Source organism: Mesorhizobium sp. L-2-11 (genome assembly GCF_016756595.1).
Classification (GTDB): Bacteria; Pseudomonadota; Alphaproteobacteria; order Rhizobiales; family Rhizobiaceae; genus Mesorhizobium.
The window spans coordinates 462,448-483,098 of the sequence record NZ_AP023257.1 but is presented as its reverse complement, the minus strand read 5'-3'; the positions used below and the strand labels follow the sequence as shown (position 1 = coordinate 483,098).

Below are 20,651 nucleotides of genomic sequence, written 5' to 3'. Positions count from 1 at the left end.
AAGCTGCGCGATCAGTGTCCGCCATCTCCGCCAGCCGGCTCGGCCGGCTTGCGGATGACCATGGTGAAGACCGCCAGCGTGGCGAACAGCGACGTCAAGAGATAGAACACGTCCATGAAGGACAGCAGCGAAGCCTGCTGCTGGACCATGCCGGACAGTTTGGAGATCGCCGCCTTGGAGGCGTCGAGGCCGGCATTCTGCTGGAAGTCGAGGGTCATGTTCTGCAGCCTGGTCTGCGCCTCGGCGCTGCCCCATTGCACGTGCTCGGCCAGCCTCGCGTAATGGAAGGCGCTGCGATCGATCAGCACGGTGTTGATGACGGCAAGACCGACGGCGCCACCGAGATTGCGGGTGAGGTTGAACAGGCCGGATGCATTCTTAAGCCGGTCAGGCGGCAGGGTTCCCAGCGCGATGTTGTTGATCGGCACCATGCACAGCATCATCGAGGCGCCGCGCAGGATCTGCGGCAGCAAAAGCTCCCAGAAATCCCAGTCGGCGGTCAGATAGGTCATCCGCCAGGTGCCGGCAGCGAAGCCGAAGAAGCCGATCATCATCATCAGCCGCGGATCCATCTTGCGCGACAGGATGCCGGAAATCGGCGCGGTGACGAACATCGCCAGGCCGCTGACGAACAGCGCCTCGCCGATCATTAGGGAATCGTAGCCGCGGATGCGCCCGAGATACACCGGATAGAGATAGGTCAGGCCGTAGAGGCCGATGCCGATGACGAAGGAGAAAAGCGAGCCGAAAGCGAAGTTGACGTTGGCGAAGGCTTTCAGGTCGACGATCGGCTCCTCGGCAGTGAAGGCGCGCCAGAAGAACAGCACCGCGCCGGCCGTCATCAGGATGGCGCAGACGAACACGGCCTGGTCCTGAAGCCAGTCGTTGTTGGGACCTTCCTCGAGCACATATTCCAGCGAGCCGAGGAAAGCCGCCATGCCGGCAAGGCCCCACCAGTCGAACTTGCGGAACAGGCTGAGATTGGGCTTGTCGAAGTCGATCAGCGACCATGCCGCGGCGGTCACCATGATGCCGGGCACCACATTGATCAGGAACAGCCAGTGCCAGGACATGGCATGGCTGATATAGCCGCCGACAGTCGGGCCGATGGTCGGCGCCAGCGTCGCCACCAGGCCGATCATCGGCGAAACCATGGCACGGCGCGACGGCGGAAAGATGGTGAAGGCGGCAGCGAACACGCTTGGGATCATGCCGCCGCCAATGAAGCCCTGGACGGCGCGGTAGACGATCATCTGGTCGATGTTGGTGGCGGTCGCCGCCAGCGCACTCGCGGCGGTGAAGCCGGCCGCAGAGACGGTGAACAGCACACGCGTCGACAGCATCCGGCTGAGAAAACCGGACAGCGGGATCATGATGACTTCGGCGATCAGATAGGCGGTCTGCACCCACGGAATTTCGTCGGAGCTGGCGCTCAAGCCGGCCTGGATCTCGGCCAGCGAGGCCGAAACGATCTGGATGTCGAGGATCGCCATGAACATGCCGAACACCATCGCCAGGAAGGCGATGATGCGGCGTGTGGAAATGGTATCAGGCGTAGCCAGCCTCGCCGGCGGCGATCCTGCTGTCAAGGTTGCGGTTGCCACGGCATTGCTCCCAGGCGGCCGCTCAGTTCGACGCGGCCGGTGCGGTGCGGCTGTCGACGGCGACGACGACGCTGAGGCCGGCGCGCAGCTTGCCTGTCTTCAGCACTTCCGCCGGCACGTCGATGCGAACCGGGACGCGCTGCACGACCTTGGTGAAGTTGCCGGTGGCGTTTTCCGGCGGCAGCAGCGAAAACACCGCGCCGGATGCCGGCGCCAGCGACGAGACGGTGCCTTCGAAATCCTGGCCGTCGATCGCGTCGACCGAAATCCTGACCTTTTCACCAGGCACCAGCCGGGCAAGCTGGGTCTCCTTGAAATTGGCGACGATATAGAGCTTGTCCAACGGCACGATGACGGCGAGCTTCTGTCCGGGGCTGATCAGGTCGCCCTGTTCGACCGAGCGGTTGCCGACGACACCGTCATAGGGCGCGCGAAGCACGGTGAACGACAGGTCGCGCGCGGCCTTGTCCCTGGCAAGCTGCAGCGACGCCAGCGTGCTTGCCGTCTCCGCGCGCTGCGCCTGGAGCACACCGATATTGGCCTCAGCCGCCGCGATCTGGGCGTCGGCGCCAACAAGGGCGGCATTGGCCTGCTCGACCGCGGTCTGGGCATCATCCAACTGGGCCTGGGTGCCGACATGTGTCTTGAGCAATTGGGCGGCGCGCGCTTGAACACGCGCCGCATTGGCGGCGGCGGCCTGGTCGGCGGTCTTCTGCGCCTGCGCCTGCTCGAGCGAGGCGCGCGCGGCTGAAGTCTGGGCGTCGATACGGTCGAGGGTCTTGCTCAAGGTGGCGATCTGCGACTCGGCCTGAGCGACCGCTATTTTGTAGTCGCCATTGTCGACGACCAGTAGCGGGTCGCCGGCCTTGACCTGCTGGTTCTCGGTCACCTTGACCTGATCGACATAGCCGGAAATTTTTGGCGATATGAATGCCATGTCGGCCTGGACATAGGCGTCGTCGGTTGAGATCATGAAACGCCCGTCGGTCCAGTAATCATAGCCATACCAGGCACCTGCGCCCAGCAAGCCAAGCGCGATGATCGGCAACAGAAGGGAGCGTGCCGAACGCTTCTTTTTGGCCGGTGCCTCGGCCGGAGGACTCGTTGCGGGCTCAGTCGGTAGGTTCGGCGCTTCGGCTGCCGGCGCGACCTTGGCGTTGGGGAAGGGACGGACTTCGGCGGTGGGGGTCGCGTTCGAGGACATGGCATCTCTCTTGGCATTGCTGGAGGCTGGGCATCTCTCAGGAAACAGTCAGACTGAACCGTTCGGTTCGATGCTGGCGTTGACTTAGCGCGGAGAGAGGGCCATATCAAGGGCGATCGAACCGATCGGTTCGAAAATTTTTCGAGGTGTGACATTATGACCGAAGCCGACAAAGACCAGTGCGATCTGCTGGATGGCCTGCGTCGCGGCCGCCCGGCGGCGGGGCAGGACCCGGTCAAGCGCAGCCAGATCATCGAGGGCGCGCGTCGTGTCTTCATCGACAAGGGCTTCGAAGCGGCGTCGATGAACGACATCACCCGCGAGGCCGGCGTTTCCAAGGGCACGATCTATGTCTATTTCGCCAACAAGGAAGAGCTGTTCGAGGCGCTGATCGAGGAGGAGCGCGGCACGATCTTCAAGAACATGTACGATATGCTCGACCGCGCCGACGACCTTCGCGAGACGCTGGTGAAGTTCGGCAAGGTGCTGGCCCTCAAGATCACCTCGGCAAAGGTCGTCCAGGCGCAGCGCACCGTAATCGGGGCGTCCGACAGGATCCCAGAACTTGGCGCGCGTTTTTACGAACGCGGCCCGAAACGCGGCCACGACAAGGTCGTTGCTTTTCTCAATGCCGCCATCGAGCGTGACCTGCTCAAGGTCGATGATGTCGATCTTGCCGCCTATCAGTTCACCGAACTGTGCCTGGCGGGCCTTTTCCGTCAGTGCATCTTCGCCTACCGCACCAAAGCGCCAAGCCAGGCTGAAATCGACCACATCGTCAGGTCGGGCGTCGGCATGTTCCTGAAGGCTTACGGCACCGAAAGGCTTGCCACGGAAGAAAGCGCCCAGACGATTGCGCTGGAGGCAAAGTCCTAGCCGCCATTGGCTGCCAGCACGATCGCCGCGCGCAATTCCTCGAGGCCCTCGTTCTTTTCCGAGGACGTGGCGAGACCGAACGGAAACGCGGCCGGCCGCTTCTTGATCTTCTGCAGTGTCTCTTCGATCAATCGCGGCACGCCAGCCGCCTTGATCTTGTCGGTCTTGGTCAGCACGATCTGGTAGGACACCGCCGCCTTGTCGAGCAGCGTCAGCACTTCGTCGTCCTTGGCCTTGATGCCGTGGCGGGCGTCGATCAGCACGTAGACGCGTTTCAGCGTGACGCGGCCCTTGAGATAGTCGAAGACGAGTTTCGTCCAGTCGTCGACCTTTTCCTTGGGCGCGGTGGCGTAGCCGTAGCCCGGCATGTCGACCAGTGCCATCGGCGGCAGGTCGGCGCCTTCGCCGGAAAACCCGCCCGGAACGAAATAGTTGAGTTCCTGCGTCCGCCCCGGCGTATTGGACGTGCGCGCCAGTCCCTTCTGATTGACCAGCGCGTTGATCAGCGACGATTTGCCGACATTCGAGCGGCCGGCAAAAGCGATCTCCGGCGGTCCTTCCGGCGGCAGGAACTTCATCGCCGGCACGCCGCGGATGAAGATCCACGGCCGCGTGAACAGCTCGATGCCGATCACGGACTTGTTCAACGCGTTCAAACCGCTGCCTCCAGAACAGAAATATCGGCGCCACGAATGGCATTCACATTGCTGCTGATCTTTTCCACCGGCCAATCCCACCACGCCACCGCCAACAGCCGCCGGATGGTCCTGTCGTCGAAACGCATCTTCACCACCTTGGCCGCATTGCCGGCGACGATCGCATAGGGCGCCACGTCATGCGTCACCACCGACTTTGCCGCAACGATGGCGCCATGGCCGATCGCCACGCCGGGCAGGATCGCCGCTTCCATGCCGATCCATACATCATTGCCGATCACTGTGTCGCCGCGCAGTTCCTTCGACCAGGTCGCCGGGTCGAAACCCTCTTCCCAGCCATGACCGAAGATGTTGAATGGATAGGTCGAAAAGCCGGACATGGCATGATTGGCGCCGTTCATGATGAAGCGCGCGCCCTCGGCGATGGCGCAAAACTTGCCGATGATCAGCCGGTCGCCGATGAATGGATAGTGATGCAGCACGCATCGCTCGGCGAATTTGTCCGGCCCGTCCGGATCGTCATAATAGGTGAAGTCGCCGATCTCGATGTTCGGCGCCGTGACCAGCCCCTTCAGAAAGCCGACGCGGCTATGCATCGGGATCGGGTGCTTGATGTTGGGGTTGGGTCCGATCATGGTCTGGCTCCATCGACGAAACAGCAGGTCAAAATAGCGCGATCCGCCCGGCAGCACCGACCGCGTACGCAGCGGATCATCCTCACCTGTTCATCGACGCAGCGCCCCTGAAACGATAGCGGAGCTTATAGGTCGCGGCGGTGTCTACCGCCGCGCCGGGCTTTCCTGGATTCGGCAGAAAGGCAGCGCCGTCTATTCCGCCGGCGACGGTTTCTTCCGAAACAGCGCGACCAGATTGTCCCACAATTCGATCTTGGCGCCCTGCCGCTTCATGATCACGCCTTGCTGGATGATCGAAAGCAGATTGTTCCAGGCCCAGTAGATGACGAGGCCGGCCGGAAAACCCGCCATCATGAACGTGAAGACCACCGGCATCCAGGTGAAGATCATGGCCTGCGTCGGGTCGGGCGGCGTCGGGTTCATGCGCATCTGCAAGAACATGGTCAGGCCCATGATCAGCGGCCAAACGCCGATCATCAACATATCCGGCAGAGCGATCGGAATGAGGCCGAACAGGTTGAAGATCGAGGTCGGATCGGGCGCCGCCAGATCCTGAATCCAGCCGAAGAACGGTGCGTGCCGCATCTCGATGGTGATGTAGAGCACCTTGTAGAGCGCAAAGAAGACCGGGATCTGCAGCGCCACCGGCCAGCAGCCGGCGAGCGGATTGATCTTCTCGGTCTTGTAGAGCTCCATCATCGCCTGTTGCTGCTTCATCTTGTCGTCCGCGTATTTCTCGCGGATCTCGAGCATCTTGGGCTGCACCTTCTTCATGTTCGCCATCGACGCGTAGGACTTGTTGGCGAGCGGATAGAAGGCGGCCTTGACGACGACGGTGGTGGCCAGGATGGCCAGGCCGAAATTGCCGAAGAATTTGTACATCGTGTCGATCAGATAGAACATCGGCTTGGTGATCCAGATGAACCATCCCCAGTCGATCAAACGGTCGAACAGCCTGATGTTGCGGTCTTCTGCATAGGCGTTGACCTTGGCGACTTCCTTGGCGCCGGCGAAGATTTCGCTCTCGACCGTCGCCGACTGGCCGGCATCGACGGTGATCGGGTCAGTGAGGAAGTCGGCCTGGTAGCGCGGGCGGCCGTCCTCGAAATAGGCGTAACGCGGCTGGAACGGCTGCTTCTCGGTCGGTACCAGCGTCACCGCCCAGTATTTGTCGGTGATGCCTAGCCAGCCATCGGTCGACTTGGTCGGCGTAAACTGCTTGTCCTCCTCGATCGACGAATATGTGTGTTCCTGCAGGCCTTCCGTGCCGGTGACGCCGATCAGCCCCTCATGCAGCACATAGATGCTGGCAACGGCAGGCTTGTCGAAACGTGTGACACGGCCGTAATTCGACAGGGTGACAGCAGCTGAACCCGAATTCTGCACGGTGTCCGAGACGGTGAACATGTAGTCGCCGTCGACGGAGAAGGTGCGCTTGAAGGTCAGACCCTTGTCGTTGGTGAAAGTCAGCGTGACCGGGGTCGCCGGGGTCAGCGTCGCATTGCCGTCGACGGTCCACACGGTTTCCGGGCCCGGCACCGTGCCGGTCTTGTCGCTGCCGATAAAGCCGATCTCGGCATAGTAGCCCGTAGGCAGCGCTGCCGGGTTGAGCAGTTCGATCTCGGGCGAGTTCTTGTCGACCGTCAGCCTGTAGTGCTTGAGCTTGAGGTCGTCGAGACGGGCGCCGGTGAGATTGATCGAGCCCTCCAGGCTCGGCGTGTCGATCCTGACGCGCTTCGTCGACGCCAGCGCCTGCTCGCGGCTGGCCAGCGTCGTGCCGTCGGTTCCAGGCGCATTGGGTGCATTGGGAATGGCGCCTTGCTGCGGCACCGGCGTTTCGCTGCCGCCCGGACTGGCGGCTTGCGCCGCCTTCTTCTGCTCCGCTAGCCGCTGCTCTTCGATGCGGGCCGCCTCGCGTTGCGCCTCGCTGTGCGGCAGCACGTAAAAATACTGCCAAAGCGACAGGATCAGCACCGACAGCGCGATGGTGATGAAGAAGTTCCGGTTGTTTTCCATCGAAAGCCTTGGCCTATCGTGTTCCGCGCAGTCGGCGTGAGAGTTCGGCCTTTAACTGGCCGAACGGAATGGCAAGCACATCTTCGCGCCCGACGATGACATAGTCATTGCCTGGCTGCATGTCACCCGCGGCATGCGTGCGCACGGCTTCTCTCAGCCGCCGCCGGATGCGGTTGCGGACGACTGCGTTGCCGACCTTCTTGGTGACCGTGTAGCCGACGCGAGGCGCCCCTGCGTCGCTGCGGTCGAGAACCTCGACGAGAAAAAGCCGCCCGCGGCGCTTTTCGCCACGCCGGACGGCCAGGAATTCCGCGCGCTTCAGAAGCCGCTTGGGATGTGCTCCCACTGGCTTGCCGGTTGCGGGCAACGATCTCGTCTTCCGTTCAGGCGCTGAGCCGCTTGCGGCCGCGGTTGCGGCGGGCTGCGACGACGCCACGACCACCCTTGGTGGCCATGCGGGCACGAAAACCGTGCCGGCGTTTGCGGACGAGTTTGGACGGTTGGTAGGTACGCTTCATTTGTTTCAATACCGCGGGGTGCGGCCCTTCTTGATTCTGTCACTGTGTAACAGGAGCTTTGCCCGGCCGGCTTTGGCGCGATCGAAACCGCGCCGGGACGAATGGCCCGAGCGTGAGCGGGCTTATAGAAAGAAGGGTTTTGGAAGTCAATGCGGCCCCGACGTCCGGCCTCGACATTCCGGTGCCTCGGGCCAACGGCTGGAGTAATGGCCGAAGTCTGGGCGGTCTTATCCCGAATTGGGACGAGGATGAAATTGGCAAAAAAGCCGCAATAGCCTAATCTCGGTCGATCAAGTGATCGTGAAGAAAAAGCAGCATGAGTGAAATCCCATCCGCGGACGAAAGCACCGACCGGGCGACCGCGGCCGCCCGGAGGGTACCTTTGTCGCGTGGATTGTCGACAAAGCTCCTGCTGCTCACCATCGTCTTCGTGCTCCTGGCCGAGGTCCTCATCTTTCTGCCCTGGATCGCCAGCTACCGGATGAGTTGGCTGAAGGAAAGGCTGAGCACCGCCGCGGCCGTCTCGATCGTGTTGGTGCAGGGAGAGCCGGCCTCGCTGTCGCGCGCCGCCCAGAACGACGTGCTGATGGCGATCGGCGCCAAGGCGATCGCCGTGCGCGACGGCGGTGTCTCGCGGCTTCTGGTCGTGGCTGAGATGCCGCCGCATGTCGACGAGCATGTCGACATTGCCAATGTCGGCCTGGTCGAGGGCATGACCGGCGCTTTGGACACGCTGTTTTTCGGTGGCGAGCGGATGCTGCGCGTTTTCGGCCCGGTCGGCGACAGCGACAAGGAATTCGAGCTGATTATGCCCGACTACAGCCTGCGCGATGCCATGCTCATCTATTCGCGCAACGTCGCCTTCGTCTCGCTGCTGATCTCGCTGTTCACCGCCATGCTGGTCTATGCCGCCATAGACCTGATCATGATCGGCCCGATCCGGACGATGACGCGCTCGATGCTGGCTTTTTCGGAGGCTCCCGACGACCCCGGGCGGATCATCCGCCCTGCTGCCCGCGCCGACGAGATCGGCGTTGCGGAGCGCGAGCTCTCGCAGATGCAGGAGCGGCTGCAAAAGATGCTCGCCGAGCAGAAGCATCTCGCCGACCTTGGCCTCGCCGTGTCGAAGATCAACCATGACATGCGCAATATCCTGGCGTCGGCGCAGCTGATGTCGGACCGTCTGCGCCAGGTCAAGGATCCCACCGTGCAGGCCTTCGCGCCAAAACTGCTGCGCGCGCTCGATCGTGCCGTATCCTATTCGGAAGGTGTGCTTGCCTATGGCCGCACCCAGGAGCCGCCGCCCTCGCGCCGCAGGCTCAGGCTGCGCCAGCTGGTCGACGACGTGCACGGCCTGCTCGACACCGAAAGCGGCATAGAATTCGTCAATGCCGTCGATCCGGCTTTCGAGGTGGATGCCGATTCAGATCAGCTTTTTCGCGTGCTCACCAATCTTTGCCGCAACGCCGTCCAGGCGATGGCGGCGGACGCGGAAAGCGCGGTGGTGCGCCGGCTGGAGGTGTCGGCAGAGCGCGTCGGCAGCGTCAGCCGCATCACCGTCACCGATACCGGACCCGGCCTGCCGCCGAAGGCGCGCGAGAACCTGTTCGCGGCGTTCCGCGGCTCGGCCCGCAGCGGTGGCACCGGCCTTGGCCTGGCCATCGCCTATGAACTGATCCGCGCCCATGGCGGCACGGTGGAGCTTGTCGAAAGCAGAGGCGGCCGCACCACATTCGCGGTCACCATCCCCGACCAGCCGGTCCGGCTCGACCAGGCCCGCAACGGCCTGCGCCGTCCGGCCTGATCCTCGCCCGCCCGATCCTCGCCCGGTCTGATCCTCTCCCGCTCTGATCGCTCCCCCTCTGATCCACTCGAAGCCACGAACAACAAAACTTTTGTCGGATCGGCTTGCTTTTCGGAAATGCAGTCGCTAGGGAACAGCTCACATCGCGGCCGGTCGTTAAGGATCGAATCGCGAGGCCATGCAAAGCATGGCCTGTTGCGCGCCCGTAGCTCAGCTGGATAGAGCACCAGACTACGAATCTGGGGGTCAGGAGTTCGAATCTCTTCGGGCGCGCCAAATTCCGCCGAATCTCCGATTTCCGGCGATCCGCTACTACTGGCCACGCTGGACGGAATTCTGCTGTCGAAGGGCGGGCGGTATTCTGCGGCGTTTGGCGTTCACATTGGTGAATACACCTCCGCTTGCGTGAGGCCACTTCATGATTCAGGTAGTGCTAGCCCCTCGATAGCGACGAGCCGCGCGGAGCTGCACGCATCTCTGATGCTCTTCAGGTCCTGGTATGCAGGCCCATGATAAAACGTTTCGAAGGCTTCAACTGAAGGGAACTCCAGAAGAACAATCCGGCGAGGCTGCCAATCTCCTTCATAGACCTTATGGACACCACCACGAGCAAGATACCTTGCGCCAGCGGTTTCCAACTCGGGCTTCACCCTCGCCATGAACTCCTGGTACTGCGCCATATCGCTAATTTCGACATCAAATATTATATAGGCTGGCACCATGATCCTCCCGCTTCAGTCGTCGGCCTATTTCCCATGTGACGCGCCCTTTGAGCATTAATCGGTGACGCCGAGATTGAGTGTCGGAGACATCCCGCTAAGGCCTTCCAGAGATAGCCGACAAGAACGTTTCGGGGATAACCTCCAGACACATGGCTCTAGCATCATGCGACCGAAACACCTTGGGCCAATCGATCGAACAACAGAGTATACCCTTGCACATAGAAGTCGGATGACCTCGCCGCCGATCGTACGCCCCCTCTGCGTGCGACCGCTTCGCGCCAAGCCCGAATACGGGTGCACTCAGCCGGCATGAGAAACAGGCGAAAGCATTCCAGCACCGCTACCTGCTCGAACCAGGGAAACAAGGCTATGTCGGCAAGACTGAACGCGTCACCGAGCCAATAGGGACCGTCATGTGCCGCAAGCGCATGGGTTTCGAGAAAACGAATTTCCTTGCCCAACTGTTCTGCGATTCTCGCCTGGATGTTTGGATCGGAACATAGCAGCAGGCGATGCGTCGGCTCGTATAGCCTTGAGTCGGCAAAGCTGGTCCAGATGCGCGCAAGAGCACGTTGCGCCGGTGTCTTGGGAAGCAGCGGATGCTCCGGGAACGCCTCGTCAAGATATTCATTGATCACCGCCGCCTCCCAGACGCGCACGCCGTTATGGACGAGAAGGGGGACCTTGCCGGTGGGCGAAATGGCAAGAAAATCAGCAGACTTGTTGCGCGGATCAATCTCGATCTCGGTGGCGGAGAGCCCTTTTCCGCAAGGGCCAGCCTCACGCGCTGCGCATAAGGACATAGGGTGCTGCCATAAAGCTCGATTTTGGACATGAGATGCTTCACCTTTTTCCGGAGCGCTCGCGCAACTCTCCCGAATGAATTGGAGGGAATCGCCGCGAGTTTCCATTCGTAATCGTCTAAACTGCTTCATCGAGCATCTTGAATTGGAGGAACGCCCCGTGGATGTGCTGGCCGCTATGATGCGCGAGTTGCATTTCATTGCGGCCGGGTACCGCCGCCTCGAGCTTTCTGCGCCATGGGCAATCTCCTTCGACCAGGCCGGTTTGCGTGGCATCCACATCGTTGCCGAGGGCCGGTGCGAGATCGCTTTCGGCAACGATCCGCCGCAGCTATTGAAGACTGGCGATCTGGTCATCGCGCCGCGTGCCGATCCGCATGTCTTACGGTCCCCCGATGCGAGAAAGATGACGCCGACATCGAGCGCGAAAGTCGCTGCGGAGAGCACAGGCGGCCGCATTGTGTTCGGGGGCGGTGGTGAACCAGCAGTAATTGTTTGCGGAGCATTCGTTTTCAACGAAAGCGACCACCCGGCGCTCTCTGGCCTTCCAAGGATGGTACATGTCGCAGGAACGGACGACACGGCGTCGCGCTGGCTAAAGGGATATGTCGAGACGCTGATGGCCGAAGCCCTTGCGCCGGGGCCGGGCAGCGAGGTTGTGCTTGCGCGCTTGTCTGCTGCGCTGATCACCCGGGTTTTGCGCCATGGTGTCGAAAACATGCATGAGACCGGCTGGCTGAAGGGACTGAGCGACCCGGGCGTTGCGCGAGCGCTTGCTGTCGTTCACGACGCGTGCGGGGAAAAGTGGACCATCGAGTCGCTCGCTCTTGTGGCCGGGCAATCGCGCGCAGCGTTTGCAGAACGCTTTCATGCTTTGGTTGGCGAACCACCGATGCACTACTTGTTCCGCCGCCGGATGCGCGAGGCCTCAAGACTCTTAAGGAACGGCCGAACCGGCCTTGCGCGGATTGCCGAAACTGTTGGCTACGGCTCGGAAGCTGCATTCTCAACTGCATTCAAGCGCTACTCGGGCCAGTCTCCCGGAGAGTACCGGCTCGGAAGTGGGCGCGATGACGTCTAGTTGCTTTCGCCCGCGATCTCGAACCGTCTGCAATGGGTCACCTCCGGCCTTTGCCTTGCTCCGCACAGCAGACGAGCAAGGGCGAGGTTCGGCATCCCACCTAGCTGTGGAAGCGATATGCAATCAATCGTAGTAACTTTGACGAGTCTCGGATGCTCGCCAAACCTCCGGCGCTTCGGAAGCCGAGCGGGCGGACTTCCGCGGTGATGTGATCGTCCGGACCGAAGATGTCGGGGTACGGTGAACTGCCCAGGCTCGAGCGCACCAACTTCGAAGTCGGGGTCGTGCCCGGTCCGCACACCCTTCACCTCGTTCGCTGAATGACTGGCGCTCCAAAGGATCGATGTAGTTTTCCCTGCAGATTGCTGACGCAACATCGCAGAGCCGCCGGACAGCACTCGCACAGCCAAATCGTAGCGCTGTGGCGGGTTCCGCCCCGCCGCAGGCCGTATTGGCGTAGAATGGAGCGCAATTTCATAGCGCCCCAGCGGAAACGTAGTTATCAGTTTCATCCACGCTGGGGCGCCATATTCGCCAAATCCAGTCGGCGCTGCGATAGCCTTCGCTCCTATGCAATGCTGGTTTCGGCCCATCGTGGACAAGGCGGCCTTCGGCGCTTCGCGACGTTCGTTGTTCCGAAGTACTGGAGCGATCTGAGCGCCGACCGTGATCGGCTCCTATTGCCGCCGGAACTCGTGTATGCTCTTGTCACACACCTATTCGGTCGCGGAAAAATGGCCATGACAACCTCCGTTCTCAGCGTGCGCGTCAGCGAAGAGGAGCGCGCCCTCCTGGAGGCGGCCTCCGATCACGCGCGCACCAGCCTCAGCGACTTCGTCCGCCGCAGGGCGCTCGAAGCCGCCGAAATGGACATGCTGGAGCGCCCCGTAGTCGTCATCCCAGCCAAGGACTGGGAGGCGTTCGAGGCGTGGGCCAGCCGTCCGCCGCAGAAGGTCGCCGCGCTCGAGGAGCTCGCGCGCACCGATCCCGCATGGCGGGAGTAACACCGCCGCGGCCGCTCACCGAAACCGACGACCGCAACAGATTCGATGCGGCCGGGACTCGATGAACCTCTGGTTCCGGCGTCACGGCTGGGCCAATCACGCTGCGGGCCTTCCGCGCGCTAATGTCATTTGCGATGCGGAGACAGGCCAGATCGCCGGCTATGTCACCTTGAGCGCCGGGCAGATCGAGCGAGCCGCGCCGCCTAAGCCGCTTCAGCGCAACAAGCCCGATCCCGTGCCGGCGACCCTGCTTGGTCAGCTCGCGGTTCACAAAGACTATCAGGGAAAGGGCTACGCTCGGTCGCTGCTTCTCTTCGCTCTGCGCGCGGCGCTAACGTCGTCCCAGGACGTCGGCAGCATGTGCGTCTTCACGCATCCGCTGGATGATGCCGCGCGCGGATTTTATGCGCGCTGGGGATTTGTGGATCTGCCCTACGATCCGCGCCCGGCGATGATCGTCCGCATGGTTGATCTGGAGCAGAGCGGGCTGGGTTGTGAAGCTCGGGTAGGCAAACCTTCCGCGCGGCGCTCATAGCGGCACCACAGGTCGAACATGGCCATCCCGGTCATCCGGCCAGTAAGCGCAGTTTCGGCCCGTAAGGCAACGAAGTCGGAGGCGGACGCATCCGAGGCGACGTTCAACTGCTTCGTCCGGCATGACCTTCGCGCATCATGAAGGCAACCACGGTACCGGACAGGAAAGTGAGGGCGGCGATCGAGGCAACCGCCCACGCCAGGCCGAAGAAGTCGGCGATCAGTCCCGCCGACAGCGCGCCGATCGCGTAGCCGAGATCGCGCCAGAAGCGGTAGACGCTGAGCGAGCGGGCGCGCCATGAAGGATGCGACGCATCCGACACCGCAGCGATCAGGCTCGGATAGACCATCGCCGTGCCCAGGCCAAGCAGGAGGCTCGCCACCAGCCACCAGCCAAAATTCGAGGTCAGCGCCGTGAGAAAGAGCGCCGCCGCCTGCACCCACATGCCGGCGACGATCAGGCCCTTGCGGCCCCAACGGTCGCTGAGCGGTCCCGTCACGACCTGCAGCACACCCCAGGTGACGGGATAGACGGCCTTCAGGATGCCGATGCGCTCCACGCCAAGCCCGCCGGCTGCGAAGAGGAGCGGAAAGATGCCCCAGCTCATGCCGTCATTGAGATTGTTCACCAACCCGGCCTGCGAAGCGGCAAAGAGGTTGCGATCCCGAAAAGAAGTCAACGCAAAGACCTCGCGGAAGGAAAGCGGGGATGCCTCGCGCGGATGGTTCGCCAGTTCCGCACGCACATGATCGCGCGTGTCGCGCACGAGCAGGATCGAGAGCACCGTGCCGAGCACTGCGTAGCCGACGCCGAGATAGATCGGGATTGGTCGCAGACCGTAGCGACTGGCGAGATAGCCGGTGAGGAAGGCGGTGATCCCGACTGCGAGGTAACCGGCAAACTCGTTGAGCCCTACGGCGAGGCCACGCCCCTTCGGGCCGACAAGATCGACCTTCATGATGACGGTCATCGACCAGGCGAAGCCCTGGCTGATGCCAAGCAGCGCATTGGCGGCGATGACCCAGTTCCAGTCTGGCGCCCAAATGATCATGAAGGGTACCGGCAGGCCGAACAGCCAGCCGAGGACCAGCACGCGCTTGCGCCCCCATTTGTCGGCGAGCCGTCCGGAAACAAGGTTGGCCAGCGCCTTGACGACGCCGAAGCTGACGATGAAGGAGACGACCAGCGTGGTCGAAGCGAGCCCGAATTCCTCTGAGCCGATCAGCGGCACGACGGTGCGCTCGATGCCGATCATGCCGCCGACGAACGCATTGATGAGCACCAGAAGCGCGAACTGCCGCCAGTTGGCCTTGAGACCGAGGCTCGCTGCCGGCGCCGCGGTCATTGTCATGCGGCACCGGCATAGAGGGCGCGGGTGCGCGCGGCGTCAGGCGGCGGCGGAATATCCGCTGTCATGGTATCGACGCCAAGGCTGCTATGCGATTGAAGGGGCTTCTCGGCCACGGACTTGTCTCCTCGGGGGCCGTGTGATAGGAATCATTCAATAATTATGTTGAATGAACTAGCGTGGCTGCCACCCTGATGTCAATCCGCAATCCGAAGCAGGCACTTTACGAGCAGTTCGCGGTTGTCGCGAAGGCTCTGGGCAATCCGCAGAGGCTGGAACTGATCGAGCAACTCGCGCAGGGTCCACGCAGCGTGGAAGCCTTGGCCGCCAAGCTTGCGCGTCCGGTGGCGAATGTCTCGCAGCATCTCCAGGCGATGCGCCGCGCCGGACTGGTGACGTCAGAGCGCGATGGCAAGTTCATCAATTACAGGCTCGCGGATGAGAGCGTACTTGCCGCCTTCGCCTCCATTCGAGTCGTTGCCGAGCGGCATTCGGCCGAGGTCGAACGCATCGTGAGGGGGTATTTCGACCGGCACGACGATATGGAGCCCGTGTCACGGGAAGAGCTGGCCGCGCGAATGAAAGACGGGCTCGTTACAGTCATTGACGTCCGACCGCCCGATGAGTTTGCGCTCGGACATCTGCCCGGCGCGATCAACGTCCCCCTTGGCCAACTGGAGCAGCGGTTGCCCGACCTCGAGGCGAAGCCCGAGATTGTCGCCTACTGCCGCGGGCCGTGGTGCGTGATGTCATTCGAGGCGGTCGCATTGCTGCGTGAGCACGGCTTCCGCGCACGCCGCATGCAAGATGGCCTGCCCGAATGGCGTGACGCGGGCTTAGCTGTCGAGGCCTGATCGACTTCAACTTCAAAGTCCCCCTCACTCACTGACCCAGGTCCTTTTTAGGCGTTAGCAAGGTTGACACATCACGTTAGTCCGTGCTAACGCGTTAGTGGTGACTAACGTGAACAACAGCTGGACCGCCCTGGGCGACCACACCAGGCGCACGATCTTCGAACTCTTGGTCGAGCATCCGCGTTCGGTTACCGAGTTGGCGCGTGCCCTGCCGGTGACTCGGTCGGCGGTCTCGCAGCATCTGAAGGTGTTGAAAGAGGCAGGGCTCGTGGCAGACACGCCGGCTGGCAAGCACCGCATCTACCGCGTCGAACTCGACGGGTTGGCGGCGCTTCGCACCGAACTCGACCGGTTCTGGATGAAGACGCTCGCTGCCTTCAAGCAAGCTGTCGAACAACCGCGAAAGGAGTAAAAAAATGAACACGCAAGCAGTAGACACCTTGGTCAGGCACTCGATCGTGGTCGAGGCGCCGATCGAGCGCGCCTTCAAGGTCTTCACCGAGGATTTTGGCAAGTTCAAACCCAGGGAGCACAATCTGCTCGCCGTGCCGATCGCCGAGACCGTGTTCGAGCCGCGCGTCGGCGGCCATATTTATGATCGCGGCGCCGATGGCAGCGAGTGCCGCTGGGCGCGCGTGCTGGCTTATGAGCCGCCGCACCGTGTGCTGCTTAGTTGGGACATCAGTCCGCAATGGCGGTTGGAGACCGATCCGAACAAGGCCAGCGAGTGGGAGGTCCGCTTCACCGCCGAGACAGCCAACCGGACCCGCCTCGATCTCGAGCATCGCAAACTGGAGCGCCACGGCGCCGGCTGGGAAAGCGTGCGCGATGGTGTCGCCGCCGATCAAGGCTGGCCGCTCTACCTGCAGCGATACGCCGACCTGTTCGGGGGTCGGGCCTGACGGCCACATCCGCAAGCATCAGACCGAATCCGGCCTTGCGGCCTGCAATCCCGTAAGCTCAGGAGGTATTCGCGGTGGCGACACTGCCGCGAATAACCTCTCTTCCCTACCCGGAGCCCGACAAGCGTAGGCGCAACAATCACGCCGACCAGCATGCCCAACGCCGCTTCCGATGCGGGGACGGCTCCACGCGAAGCGGATGATGGCTGACGAAGGTCAGAACGGTATAGGCCACAATGGTCACGCATTTGTGAGCTGTATGATAAGCTTATTCGGGATTATGGGTCTAATCTTGAAGCGTGCGTCGTCTTAAGTGTCAGGAGTAATAGTCCCTGCATGGCCGCCGCTCAGGAATAATGCTGATGGAACGCAAGCTCGCGGCAATCATGGCCGCCGATATCGTCGGCTACAGCCTGCTGATGGCTGAAAACGAGGCTTCCACCTACGCGAAGCTGCGCGCTGTTTTTGATGAGCTCATTGACCCGACCACTGCCCGCCATGGCGGGCGCATCGTCAAGACGGCGGGAGATGGCTTTCTCGCCATGTTTCCCAGCGTCAACGAAGCGGTTGATGCGGCGCTGGCCATACAGGAGGGCTTCGACAAGGGTCCGTTCGAGCTGCGCATCGGCATCAATCTTGGCGATGTCATCGAAGATGACGGCGACGTATACGGCGACGGCGTCAATGTGGCCGCCCGTCTTGAGGCCATGTGCGATCCGGGGCAGATATTCGTCAGCAGCGCCGTGGTGATGGCGGCCGACCGCAACAGCGCGGACAGATTCGTCCGCATCGGCCGCAGGCGGGCCAAGAACATTCCCGAACTTCTCAACGTCTACCGAGTAAGGCGCGCGGGCTCTGCGTGGTCGCCATGGCGGCACGTGCCGCAGGCGCTGCGCAGCACCGCCGCCCGCTGGTCTTATGGCGTTGCCGCCATAGCCCTCATTCTCATCGGCACCCAAATCCAGCCGCTCCCCCTGGCAGCCATGGTCAGCCGCATCCCGGGGGTCTTGTCGATGGACCAGGGCCGCGCCGACCCCCGGCCGTCAGTGGCGGTCATGCCTTTTGCCGCGATGAGCGGCAGCGGCGAGCAATCGTATTTCGCGGACGGACTGGCCGAGGATGTGACGACAGCCCTTGCCCGCAATTCAGAGCTACAGGTCATCGCGCGCGATTCCACCTACGCCGTGCACGGGCAGGGTACGGACGTGCGCAAGCTCGGGGCGAAGCTCGGCGTCGATTATGTGGTTGAAGGCAGCGCCCGCCGCGAAGGCGACCAGCTTCGCGTGTCGGCGCAGCTGATCGATGTAAAGACAGGCGCGCATCTGTGGTCGCGCAGTTTTGACCGGCAGGTCGCCGACGTATTCACCGTTCAGAGCGAGCTGACTACTGAAATCGTCGCGCAGATCGCACCCTATATCGGCAGGAGCGAGGCGGCGGCGGCAGCGGAACGCCCGACCGACAATCTGCAGGCCTATGACCTCGTGCTGCAGGCCCGCAACCGCTACCGGCACGGCGGCGATGACCCGCAGGACATTCTGGAGGCGCGGGGCCTCTACCAGCGCGCCCTTGAAATGGACCCGTCCTATGCGGCCGCCCGCGCGGGCCTCGCGCTGACCTTTATCGCCAGCGTGGCGCAGAGCGGTGACGGCCGGGAAAACGCGCCCGAACTCCATCTTGGGCTTAGCGAAGCTCGGCAGGCGGTCCGTCTCGACCCCAATCTTGGCCTTGGCTATCAGGTCATCAGCTTCGGGCTTGCCCTGCAGGGCGACTATTCAGGCGGCTTGCAGGCCGCACGGCGCGCCGTGGAGCTCAACCCTAACGATCCCGACAGCATGATGGCGCTCGCAAAGGCGCAGGTTCGCTTCGGGGAATATGATGATGCCGTCGCCAACGCAGAGCGGGCCCGCCGCCTTCATCCTATGGCGCCCGAGTACTACGCCTACGTGCACGGGCAGGCGCTTTACGCGGCTGACCGCCGCGACGAGGCTTCCGCCGTCATAGAAGAATGCCTGATCCGGGCGCCGGGCGATGAAAACTGCCTTCTGATTCAGGCCGCTTTGCAGGCCGGGGGCGGCGAGGTCGAGGCAGCCCAGCAGACGATGGCAAAGCTGGTCGAAGCGCATCCGGCATTCTCACTGGAAGCAGAGCGCGCTTACCGCCGGTTCGGTGACAGGCCGCTGATGGAAGAGTTCCTGCAGGACCTCGCAAAGGCCAAGGCTCCTGAATCCGCCTGAAAGTTTTTGCAGAGCGACTTCAATGATATAGCGGTGCCCAGTTTCATCCTCTCCGGCGCCAATTTTTGCCATTTCCACGACGCCAACACTGAAAATTGCCACAATCGCCGCCGCGGCGAGCCGTTGGCGCGCGTCATCGGCATCCTTTTTAACCCCAAGGGGCACTGTTGCCGCAATCTAGCCGTCTTATCGGTATCGGCGAAGCCGCTGATCTGTGCTAAGCCGCCGCCCCGAACAGCCAAAGGAGTACACCCGTGAGCGAGCCGACCGTGGCCGAGGCGACCGACAGCATCTATGCATCGCTCGGCGCGAACAATGCCGACATCGACGCAAAAATCGCGGCGCTCAAGGCGGCGCTGACGCGAGAGGGGTTGGAACAGGCGGTGTTCGATCCGACCAGACTGGCGCAGAACAACCGTTCGGGCCGCAAGCTGATGCAGGCTTATTTTCGGCAGCGCGGCGTGAGCGTGAGGTTTTCGGCCTCGTAGGGACGGCGCACGCTGAGGCGCCACGGCACGCCGGCAACCATTGTGGTCCAGGATCCCGCCGGGGAGCTCAGGCAAGTTCGCTTTTGGCCCCTACCTTCTGTAGGCCGACTTGTGGATTCCGGCGCCGCCCGACGTCAAAGTAAATCGGCCGCCAAGGTCAATTCAATTCAATCACCTCCGGCGGCTGTACATCGGCGACCGAAGCGCCGCTTCTGGCCTTCGGATTGACTGGCTCAATCGCATGAATCTGCTGCTTTGAGCGCTTCGGCGCGGTCAGGTTTGTCTAACGCGCCGATCCGTCGAACCAACGCGTAGAACCTCGGATAGTCGCCCGAACACAAATCGAACAAGCGGAGAAACGTCGCCACCTGATCGCCGTAGACGGAAGTCGCGGCGAGCTTCGCGTTGTTGATCGGAGCATCGAACCAGACATCGTATCCCCGGTATCCACGCCATCGACTGTCGCGCATCTCTCGGTAGCGCATCCGCATCCGTTCGATCGCGGCTGACTTTGCGGCCCGCTTCTGGGCCGAGGTACTGGAGTCGTCATAGACGTGCGCCAGCTCGTCCCGGGTCTGCGACACCAGCGCAAGAAATTCGGTCCTGCGCCTCCGGTCGGCTTTGTAACGGCGCAATTCGCCGGTATCACCAACCGCGCGCAGCCATTTTCTCACGCCGGTTGTTTCGACGGCGACAGCGAATGCCTCGTTGAATGCGGAATCGTCCTTCACATAGACGCGTTGGTGGGCCAGTTCGTGGAAAACCAGCCCTGCAAGATACGTTTCATCTTGGCTGAGCATCGTGCTTAGCAGCGGGTCACTTGACCAGCCAAGCGTGGAATATGCAGTGATGCCCGTCACATAGACGTCCAGGCCCTGTCTCTGAAGTGCGACAGCGGTTTCAATCGCCGACCTTTTGGAGAAGTATCCTCGGTACGGAACGCATCCGAACACCGGAAAGCACCATGTTCGTGGCGTCAGCGAGAATTCCGGCGCGGCGAAGACGGCCCATGTCACCGCGTCCCGACCAACGTCGACATAGCTGCGGTAGCTATTGTTGTCCGGCAGCGCTAGTTCATCTATCGCGAACTGTCGGATGGCGCTCGCCGATTCCATTCGAGCCCGTAACGTACCAGGGATCGAAGGATTGTCGATCAGCGCTTCGACATCCTGGCGCGCCGCCATGATCTCCACGTGACCCTTCAAGGATTGTGCGTAGTAAGAAATGCTGGTGCAACCTGCCACGCCGGACATCACGATCATCGCAGCAACCGAACGAAAAAATGCACGCATTACGGTTGCCCACGGCCTTGCTCACACGTCCGGATAGGGCAAACGTCGCAACTACGGCCCGGTCCCAAACAGTGG

General features: G+C 62.2%; 21 protein-coding genes and 1 tRNA gene. 11 read left to right on the top strand and 11 right to left on the bottom strand.

Features of this window, described 5'->3' with window-relative positions:
* Positions 1-11: 11 nt before the first annotated feature.
* Positions 12-1,562, bottom strand: a complete 1,551-nt coding sequence (locus JG739_RS02240) for a DHA2 family efflux MFS transporter permease subunit (protein ID WP_446720556.1) — start codon at positions 1,560-1,562, stop codon at positions 12-14.
* 64 nt (positions 1,563-1,626) lie between these two features.
* Entirely contained in the window at positions 1,627-2,808 is a 1,182-nt protein-coding gene (locus JG739_RS02235) for an HlyD family secretion protein (RefSeq protein ID WP_202365057.1), read from the bottom strand.
* Between the two features lie 156 nt (positions 2,809-2,964).
* On the opposite strand from JG739_RS02235, the gene JG739_RS02230 reads away from it, so the two are divergent.
* Positions 2,965-3,684 (top strand): TetR/AcrR family transcriptional regulator, encoded by a 720-nt coding sequence (locus JG739_RS02230; RefSeq protein ID WP_202365056.1) that lies wholly within the window; start codon positions 2,965-2,967, stop codon positions 3,682-3,684.
* Here the strand turns inward: JG739_RS02230 and yihA are convergent.
* The 5 genes from yihA to rpmH all read right to left on the bottom strand — a co-directional run bounded on the left by yihA (position 3,681) and on the right by rpmH (position 7,509).
* Positions 3,681-4,262: a ribosome biogenesis GTP-binding protein YihA/YsxC gene (gene yihA / locus JG739_RS02225; RefSeq protein ID WP_446720555.1), complete on the bottom strand. Its 582-nt coding sequence runs from the start codon at positions 4,260-4,262 to the stop codon at positions 3,681-3,683. The two genes, JG739_RS02230 and yihA, sit on opposite strands and share 4 nt — an antisense overlap.
* A gap of 74 nt (positions 4,263-4,336) precedes the next feature.
* Positions 4,337-4,975 carry a CatB-related O-acetyltransferase gene (locus tag JG739_RS02220; protein ID WP_202365054.1) on the bottom strand — a complete coding sequence of 213 codons (639 nt, stop codon included), beginning with the start codon at positions 4,973-4,975 and terminating at the stop codon, positions 4,337-4,339.
* 192 nt (positions 4,976-5,167) lie between these two features.
* Complete coding sequence (gene yidC / locus JG739_RS02215; RefSeq protein ID WP_202365053.1) at positions 5,168-6,991, bottom strand: membrane protein insertase YidC; 1,824 nt, start codon at positions 6,989-6,991, stop codon at positions 5,168-5,170.
* Between the two features lie 13 nt (positions 6,992-7,004).
* A complete protein-coding gene (rnpA, locus tag JG739_RS02210; RefSeq protein WP_202365052.1) occupies positions 7,005-7,358 on the bottom strand; it encodes a ribonuclease P protein component in 354 nt (117 codons plus the stop codon).
* Between the two features lie 16 nt (positions 7,359-7,374).
* Positions 7,375-7,509, bottom strand: a complete 135-nt coding sequence (gene rpmH / locus JG739_RS02205; protein WP_008833937.1) for a 50S ribosomal protein L34 — start codon at positions 7,507-7,509, stop codon at positions 7,375-7,377.
* A 316-nt stretch (positions 7,510-7,825) separates the two neighbouring features.
* Between rpmH and JG739_RS02200 the strand changes: the two genes are divergently transcribed.
* Together JG739_RS02200 and JG739_RS02195 are read left to right on the top strand one after the other, a co-directional pair.
* Positions 7,826-9,313 (top strand): ATP-binding protein, encoded by a 1,488-nt coding sequence (locus JG739_RS02200; RefSeq protein ID WP_202365051.1) that lies wholly within the window; start codon positions 7,826-7,828, stop codon positions 9,311-9,313.
* Positions 9,314-9,512: 199 nt separating this feature from the next.
* A tRNA-Arg gene (locus JG739_RS02195) sits at positions 9,513-9,589 on the top strand.
* A 140-nt stretch (positions 9,590-9,729) separates the two neighbouring features.
* Here JG739_RS02195 and JG739_RS02190 read toward each other — a convergent pair.
* On the bottom strand, positions 9,730-10,035 hold the full coding sequence (locus JG739_RS02190) for a DUF1330 domain-containing protein (RefSeq protein WP_244749668.1): 306 nt from the start codon (positions 10,033-10,035) through the stop codon (positions 9,730-9,732).
* 161 nt (positions 10,036-10,196) lie between these two features.
* Positions 10,197-10,946 carry a glutathione S-transferase family protein gene (locus JG739_RS02185; protein WP_202365050.1) on the bottom strand — a complete coding sequence of 250 codons (750 nt, stop codon included), beginning with the start codon at positions 10,944-10,946 and terminating at the stop codon, positions 10,197-10,199.
* A 52-nt stretch (positions 10,947-10,998) separates the two neighbouring features.
* On the opposite strand from JG739_RS02185, the gene JG739_RS02180 reads away from it, so the two are divergent.
* From JG739_RS02180 to JG739_RS02170, 3 genes are all read left to right on the top strand, one after another.
* Positions 10,999-11,919, top strand: coding sequence for an AraC family transcriptional regulator (locus JG739_RS02180; protein ID WP_202365049.1), 921 nt, complete (start codon positions 10,999-11,001; stop codon positions 11,917-11,919).
* Positions 11,920-12,659: 740 nt separating this feature from the next.
* Entirely contained in the window at positions 12,660-12,923 is a 264-nt protein-coding gene (locus tag JG739_RS02175) for a type II toxin-antitoxin system TacA family antitoxin (RefSeq protein WP_202365048.1), read from the top strand.
* Between the two features lie 61 nt (positions 12,924-12,984).
* Positions 12,985-13,458: a GNAT family N-acetyltransferase gene (locus JG739_RS02170; RefSeq protein ID WP_342216431.1), complete on the top strand. Its 474-nt coding sequence runs from the start codon at positions 12,985-12,987 to the stop codon at positions 13,456-13,458.
* 103 nt (positions 13,459-13,561) lie between these two features.
* On the opposite strand, the gene JG739_RS02165 is transcribed toward JG739_RS02170, so the two are convergent.
* Positions 13,562-14,809, bottom strand: coding sequence for an MFS transporter (locus JG739_RS02165; protein ID WP_202365047.1), 1,248 nt, complete (start codon positions 14,807-14,809; stop codon positions 13,562-13,564).
* A gap of 191 nt (positions 14,810-15,000) precedes the next feature.
* Between JG739_RS02165 and JG739_RS02160 the strand changes: the two genes are divergently transcribed.
* The 5 genes from JG739_RS02160 to JG739_RS02140 all read left to right on the top strand — a co-directional run bounded on the left by JG739_RS02160 (position 15,001) and on the right by JG739_RS02140 (position 19,284).
* Positions 15,001-15,660 (top strand): ArsR/SmtB family transcription factor, encoded by a 660-nt coding sequence (locus JG739_RS02160; RefSeq protein WP_202367303.1) that lies wholly within the window; start codon positions 15,001-15,003, stop codon positions 15,658-15,660.
* 100 nt (positions 15,661-15,760) lie between these two features.
* Positions 15,761-16,072, top strand: coding sequence for an ArsR/SmtB family transcription factor (locus JG739_RS02155; RefSeq protein WP_370463505.1), 312 nt, complete (start codon positions 15,761-15,763; stop codon positions 16,070-16,072).
* A gap of 4 nt (positions 16,073-16,076) precedes the next feature.
* Complete coding sequence (locus JG739_RS02150; protein ID WP_202365045.1) at positions 16,077-16,562, top strand: SRPBCC family protein; 486 nt, start codon at positions 16,077-16,079, stop codon at positions 16,560-16,562.
* A 362-nt stretch (positions 16,563-16,924) separates the two neighbouring features.
* Positions 16,925-18,796 (top strand): adenylate/guanylate cyclase domain-containing protein, encoded by a 1,872-nt coding sequence (locus JG739_RS02145; RefSeq protein WP_202365044.1) that lies wholly within the window; start codon positions 16,925-16,927, stop codon positions 18,794-18,796.
* A gap of 254 nt (positions 18,797-19,050) precedes the next feature.
* On the top strand, positions 19,051-19,284 hold the full coding sequence (locus JG739_RS02140; protein ID WP_202365043.1) for a hypothetical protein: 234 nt from the start codon (positions 19,051-19,053) through the stop codon (positions 19,282-19,284).
* A 233-nt stretch (positions 19,285-19,517) separates the two neighbouring features.
* Here the strand turns inward: JG739_RS02140 and JG739_RS02135 are convergent, their stop codons facing one another.
* Positions 19,518-20,576, bottom strand: coding sequence for an aminopeptidase (locus tag JG739_RS02135; protein ID WP_202365042.1), 1,059 nt, complete (start codon positions 20,574-20,576; stop codon positions 19,518-19,520).
* Positions 20,577-20,651 lie beyond the last annotated feature (75 nt).

What these genes read in the sequence shown, in the direction of transcription:
- JG739_RS02145 (WP_202365044.1), top strand. Translation starts at nt 16,925, where the DNA reads ATGGAACGCAAGCTCGCGGCAATCATGGCCGCCGATATCGTCGGCTAC.
- JG739_RS02190 (WP_244749668.1), bottom strand. Translation starts at nt 10,035, where the DNA reads ATGGTGCCAGCCTATATAATATTTGATGTCGAAATTAGCGATATGGCG.
- yihA (WP_446720555.1), bottom strand. Translation starts at nt 4,262, where the DNA reads ATGAAGTTCCTGCCGCCGGAAGGACCGCCGGAGATCGCTTTTGCCGGC.
- JG739_RS02220 (WP_202365054.1), bottom strand. Translation starts at nt 4,975, where the DNA reads ATGATCGGACCCAACCCCAACATCAAGCACCCGATCCCGATGCATAGC.
- JG739_RS02185 (WP_202365050.1), bottom strand. Translation starts at nt 10,946, where the DNA reads ATGGAAACTCGCGGCGATTCCCTCCAATTCATTCGGGAGAGTTGCGCG.
- JG739_RS02230 (WP_202365056.1), top strand. Translation starts at nt 2,965, where the DNA reads ATGACCGAAGCCGACAAAGACCAGTGCGATCTGCTGGATGGCCTGCGT.
- JG739_RS02160 (WP_202367303.1), top strand. Translation starts at nt 15,001, where the DNA reads ATGTCAATCCGCAATCCGAAGCAGGCACTTTACGAGCAGTTCGCGGTT.
- JG739_RS02235 (WP_202365057.1), bottom strand. Translation starts at nt 2,808, where the DNA reads ATGTCCTCGAACGCGACCCCCACCGCCGAAGTCCGTCCCTTCCCCAAC.
- JG739_RS02200 (WP_202365051.1), top strand. Translation starts at nt 7,826, where the DNA reads ATGAGTGAAATCCCATCCGCGGACGAAAGCACCGACCGGGCGACCGCG.
- JG739_RS02135 (WP_202365042.1), bottom strand. Translation starts at nt 20,576, where the DNA reads ATGCGTGCATTTTTTCGTTCGGTTGCTGCGATGATCGTGATGTCCGGC.
- JG739_RS02165 (WP_202365047.1), bottom strand. Translation starts at nt 14,809, where the DNA reads ATGACAATGACCGCGGCGCCGGCAGCGAGCCTCGGTCTCAAGGCCAAC.
- yidC (WP_202365053.1), bottom strand. Translation starts at nt 6,991, where the DNA reads ATGGAAAACAACCGGAACTTCTTCATCACCATCGCGCTGTCGGTGCTG.
- JG739_RS02175 (WP_202365048.1), top strand. Translation starts at nt 12,660, where the DNA reads ATGACAACCTCCGTTCTCAGCGTGCGCGTCAGCGAAGAGGAGCGCGCC.
- JG739_RS02170 (WP_342216431.1), top strand. Translation starts at nt 12,985, where the DNA reads ATGAACCTCTGGTTCCGGCGTCACGGCTGGGCCAATCACGCTGCGGGC.
- rpmH (WP_008833937.1), bottom strand. Translation starts at nt 7,509, where the DNA reads ATGAAGCGTACCTACCAACCGTCCAAACTCGTCCGCAAACGCCGGCAC.
- JG739_RS02150 (WP_202365045.1), top strand. Translation starts at nt 16,077, where the DNA reads ATGAACACGCAAGCAGTAGACACCTTGGTCAGGCACTCGATCGTGGTC.